The sequence below is a fragment of the Nostoc sp. NMS4 genome (genome assembly GCF_017115095.1).
Classification (GTDB): Bacteria; Cyanobacteriota; Cyanobacteriia; order Cyanobacteriales; family Nostocaceae; genus Nostoc.
Genome location: NZ_JABXKI010000347.1, coordinates 1 through 4263, shown reverse-complemented (window position 1 = coordinate 4263; position 4263 = coordinate 1). Strand labels below are relative to the sequence as shown.

The window sequence follows — 4263 nt, the reverse complement described above, 5'->3', positions numbered from 1 at the left end:
CCTCTTCGTTGAGCGATGCCTACGGCGGCAAGCTACACTAATTTTGCTAGACTAAAATGGTAACGCAGATATTCTAAGCGCGCATTAAGCTACTTCTCGCAGTTGTGGTTGTGACGGCACACTCACCTCTGGAAATGAAAGCGAGAGTTGTTCGGCTTGAGGTACTGCGGCTTGCTGCAAAACTTGAACTTCGATATTCACGCTCACCAAATAACTACCTGTATCAGCACCAACCGCTTCCGCAATGAGTTTAGCAATGTCTGGGCGTTTGGCAGTTAGTGGATCGCGTAAAATACACCTATCCCACTCATGCTTGGCAGTCGGATTGAGGTTGAGAATGTAATGTTTCATCATCGAACTAACCCTTGAATCCATCTTCCAGAAGGTTTTCACGAAGCCATTAGCATTTGGCTAGGCTTTGTGGACGCTATATCTATTATAGTATATTTGTACTAATCTGCCAAGTTAAGACTTTATCGTAATATCAAGGGTTTAAGACCTCTACACCTATAGCGGTTCCAATACTGTTCGGTTAAGGCAAGAGACGCGACTAGATATTTTCATCAAAAAACCTTAACCCAACCATATTGGGGGAATGGCACTAAGAAAAGCCCAAAGACTTATCTAGCCTCGTTCCCAGCCTGGAGGCTGGGAACGAATTCCGAGAGGCTCTGCCTCTTGTCAAGAAAGAGGAGGCGGAGCCTCTGGGAATTGTTTCCCAGCCTCCAGGCTGGGAAGCAGTTCGGGCAAGAATTGTATCTTAACTTAGTGCCATTCCGTATTGGGGTGTTAGGGACTTTTGCAAGAGGTCTAGCATTACCCAATTCCTAATACTATAAAATCTGTCCATAGGTAAATTCTAATACAAAGGTATTGCAACTAAGCTTACAAGACAACACCTTATATTTATGTAAATCCCTATATGGTAGATATCTATATTATTGACCTATTTGTGATTGGTTTACTTTTGCTGATCGTAACCTTAGGGTCAGGTTGGATTACTCGCTTACCTCTTTCTTTTGCCATTATCTACCTATTGGTTGGTATTTTTCTAGGCCCTTATGGCTTAGGGCTGATTCAATTACGTCGGGATGAAGTTTTTAACACCGAACTACTGGAGAAAATCACAGAACTTGTAGTAATTATTTCTGTATTTGGCTGCGGTTTAAGAATTGTCCGTCCTCTCAAGTTGGGGGTTTGGGATATTACGGTGCGATTGATTGTATTTCTCATGCCAATTTCAATTTTTGCTCTGGCTGCTGTGGGTAAATTATTTTTAGGGATGAATTGGGGAGAAGCAATTTTATTAGGAGCAATTCTCGCACCTACCGATCCGGTATTAGCATCAGAAGTACAATTAACCAGTACAAATGACCAAGATGAGTTGAGATTTGGTTTAACTTCTGAAGGTGGGTTAAATGATGCTTTAGCTTTTCCCTTCGTTTATTTTGGCATTCATGCCTTAGAAGATGACAACTGGGGGAACTGGTTTCAACAGTGGATTACAGTTGATTTAATCTGGGCGATCGCAGTTGGCATTATTATGGGAATTATTGTTGCCAAATCTATAGTTTGGATTGAAGAAAAAATTCAAAAACACCGGCCAGCCGATGAGTTAATGGAAGACTTTATTGCTATCAGCACAATTCTCATAACTTATTCATTAACAGAAATGGTTCATGGCTATGGATTTCTAGCAGTATTTGTTGCTGGCTTAGTTGTCCAACGCAGTTACAGAAATTCTGAAAAACCGCTAGCAAAATTGGAATTTGTTGAGCAAATTGAAAAGCTGCTGGAAGTTGGGACAATTTTATTATTGGGTTCAATATTATTATGGTTGCCAATACTCAATTATGCTATACAATCTTTGTTAGTGATAATTTTATTATTTTTAATCATCAGACCTGTAGGAGTTTGGATTAGCACAATAGGTAAACGTCCTCTAGATTCACACCGCCGAAACTTGCACCCAATAACTCGGTTGTTATTTGGATGGTTTGGGATTCGTGGTGTTGGTTCTTTATATTATCTAGCCTATGCATTTCGTCATGGCTTAAAAGGTGAAGCAGCCGAACAAATTGCTTGGATAACTTACACTACTATTGTAGTTTCGGTAATTGTACATGGAATTAGTTCAACTCCATTAATGAAGTGGTATGAGCGCAATTTTGCTAATAAGAGAAAGACTACTCTTCCCACCACAATAGATGAATTTGATTAAAAGCAATTTTTGCAGCGACTTTTAAGACAGTCGCTACAATTTAATTTTCTGAAACTGACTTCAAACCGGAGAGGTTGTTGGAGTCTTAATTCCCCTTTCTTTAAGGGATTCAGGTTAGGTTTGTATTCTCTATTTACCTGTTACTTTTTCAATAACTTCTTTTGCTTTTTCGCCAAAACTTCCGGGAGTATTTTGTTTTTGTTCAGCCTTCAAATTTTTCTCGTAAGTCTTCTCTAGAGTATTAAGATTTTTTGAATCTTTTATTGCTTGCTCATAAGCTTTTTGTCGTTCTTCTTCTTGAGTGCCAACACCTGGATCGTATTCGTTAGCACGATTAATTTTTTCTTCAGAATTGGGTTTATACTCTGGAGGCACTAGTTTTAATTCTTCTAGAGTAGTTGCATAACTAGTTTGTTGAACAAAAACAAAAGAACATGACAAGCCAATGAAAACCATCAAGCCGACAACTAAAAAGCTTGAACGTAATGCTTTTTTTAAACTTAATAGAATTTTTTGCATGGAAAAAATCTCCTCATCTTTGGTTATGAGCCTTTTTACGCATAAGATAGATTAAATGTTTTAGGCTCACAGGCATCGTAAGTGGTTAGGTAGTGTTCTTTCTTCTACCTCAAGGTATATTAATTTTTAGCTATAGTAATCTTATTCACAAAAATCAGAACCCCAACTTCTTAGAGGATGTTTGAAAAGTATTAGGCGAATAGAATTCGCTACTACACAAATGAAGTCCACCTCCGTGGACTAAAAGAAAATTAAGGGTTTTTAACCCACGCAGGTGGGTTTTGTTTGTATAGCCGCGACTTCCAGTCGCCCGGTGAGTAATTGGATAAACACTTATGACCAACTATGATTAATTTTAATTCCTCGGCTTTGCATTACCTCTTCAAATAAATTTGTTGGTAATGCTTCTTCGACAGGAAAAACCCCTGGTTTATTAAGTTTACCTTCTAGCAATAATTGGGCAATACTACCTGTACCGCAACCAGAAGCAACGGCTGTATTTTCATGCACTACAGTTGAACAATAAACGGCTGGTTTACCATTTTTTTGCCCTGTAACTTCTGAACGAACTGCTACTCCAATTCCACTAAAATTATTCGTAACATCTGTCATCAAATGGCTGACATGAGAGAGGAATTCAATCATGTAACGACGCTGCATTAACCATTTAGGAAAAACGTGTGCTGCAATCCAAGTTAGATGATTATAAAAATCTGGAACAGAGCCAAACTTGGTAATTACAGTTTTTACTGATGGGAATGCATGTGGTAGTGTAAAGGTTTCTGGCATATCAAACCAGTAAACTCCGCTACGTTCATAAGGAGATGGGAATTCAATTACTTCCCTTTCACTGTAAGGCTTGACTATCTCCCATTTTCCATCTATCCAAGCATCAAAAGGATATTGTAATCCCAGAAAAGTTGTCCGCATCACTGTAATGCCAGCACCACCAGAACCAGAAACTAAATAACTTAAATGGATCTTTTCTGGTCGATCGAATTGTTCAACTCCCTGGCGTACCATGCTGTTAGAAATGCCAGGAAAAATGCCAGTATTAATAATTGCTGTTACGCCAGCAGTAGCAGCTTTTTCATAATAATTAAGAGCCTTGCTGGTATAAGAACGATGATCGCTGACATCTAGATAATTAACGCCTTCCGCAATACAGGTTTCGAGAACATTAGTATCTCGATAGTGAAATGGCCCAGCGCAATGTATGACTAAGTTAGAGTTTGCGATCGCATCTCGCAACTTGTCAACTTCTGCCAAGTCTAATATTAAAAACTGCACCTGTCCCCCCGAAGACAAGCTAACAGCCTTGCCAAACTCCGCAGAACGTCCAGTAATCGTAATTTTTGCTTGCGTATGGGTAGCTAGATCCTCGGCAACACTGCTACCAATCCGCCCTCTTCCTCCAAGAATTAAAACGCTGTCTGTCATTACTCCAGATTCGCAATACTAACCTTATTTCATCAGTTTTGCGTCCTGTTTGCCATCGGTTATAAGTATGATTTATAGTATTT

The 4263-nt window shown here is 39.2% G+C and carries 4 protein-coding genes; 1 reads left to right on the top strand and 3 read right to left on the bottom strand.

Annotated elements, in window-relative coordinates; all coding sequences use genetic code 11:
• Positions 1–84: 84 nt before the first annotated feature.
• Entirely contained in the window at positions 85–354 is a 270-nt protein-coding gene (locus HWQ37_RS30710; protein ID WP_292720957.1) for a hypothetical protein, read from the bottom strand.
• Positions 355–922: 568 nt separating this feature from the next.
• On the opposite strand from HWQ37_RS30710, the gene HWQ37_RS30705 reads away from it, so the two are divergent.
• Positions 923–2221, top strand: coding sequence for a cation:proton antiporter (locus HWQ37_RS30705; protein ID WP_292754336.1), 1299 nt, complete (start codon positions 923–925; stop codon positions 2219–2221).
• 129 nt (positions 2222–2350) lie between these two features.
• On the opposite strand, the gene HWQ37_RS30700 is transcribed toward HWQ37_RS30705, so the two are convergent.
• Together HWQ37_RS30700 and HWQ37_RS30695 are read right to left on the bottom strand one after the other, a co-directional pair.
• Positions 2351–2740: a hypothetical protein gene (locus HWQ37_RS30700; protein ID WP_292754333.1), complete on the bottom strand. Its 390-nt coding sequence runs from the start codon at positions 2738–2740 to the stop codon at positions 2351–2353.
• Positions 2741–3073: 333 nt separating this feature from the next.
• Positions 3074–4180, bottom strand: a complete 1107-nt coding sequence (locus HWQ37_RS30695) for a saccharopine dehydrogenase family protein (RefSeq protein ID WP_292754330.1) — start codon at positions 4178–4180, stop codon at positions 3074–3076.
• Between the last annotated feature and the right edge of the window lie 83 nt (positions 4181–4263).

Excerpts from the sequence above, each read along its gene's own strand:
- HWQ37_RS30710 (WP_292720957.1), bottom strand. The coding sequence starts at position 354 with ATGATGAAACATTACATTCTCAACCTCAATCCGACTGCCAAGCATGAG.
- HWQ37_RS30705 (WP_292754336.1), top strand. The coding sequence starts at position 923 with ATGGTAGATATCTATATTATTGACCTATTTGTGATTGGTTTACTTTTG.
- HWQ37_RS30700 (WP_292754333.1), bottom strand. The coding sequence starts at position 2,740 with ATGCAAAAAATTCTATTAAGTTTAAAAAAAGCATTACGTTCAAGCTTT.
- HWQ37_RS30695 (WP_292754330.1), bottom strand. The coding sequence starts at position 4,180 with ATGACAGACAGCGTTTTAATTCTTGGAGGAAGAGGGCGGATTGGTAGC.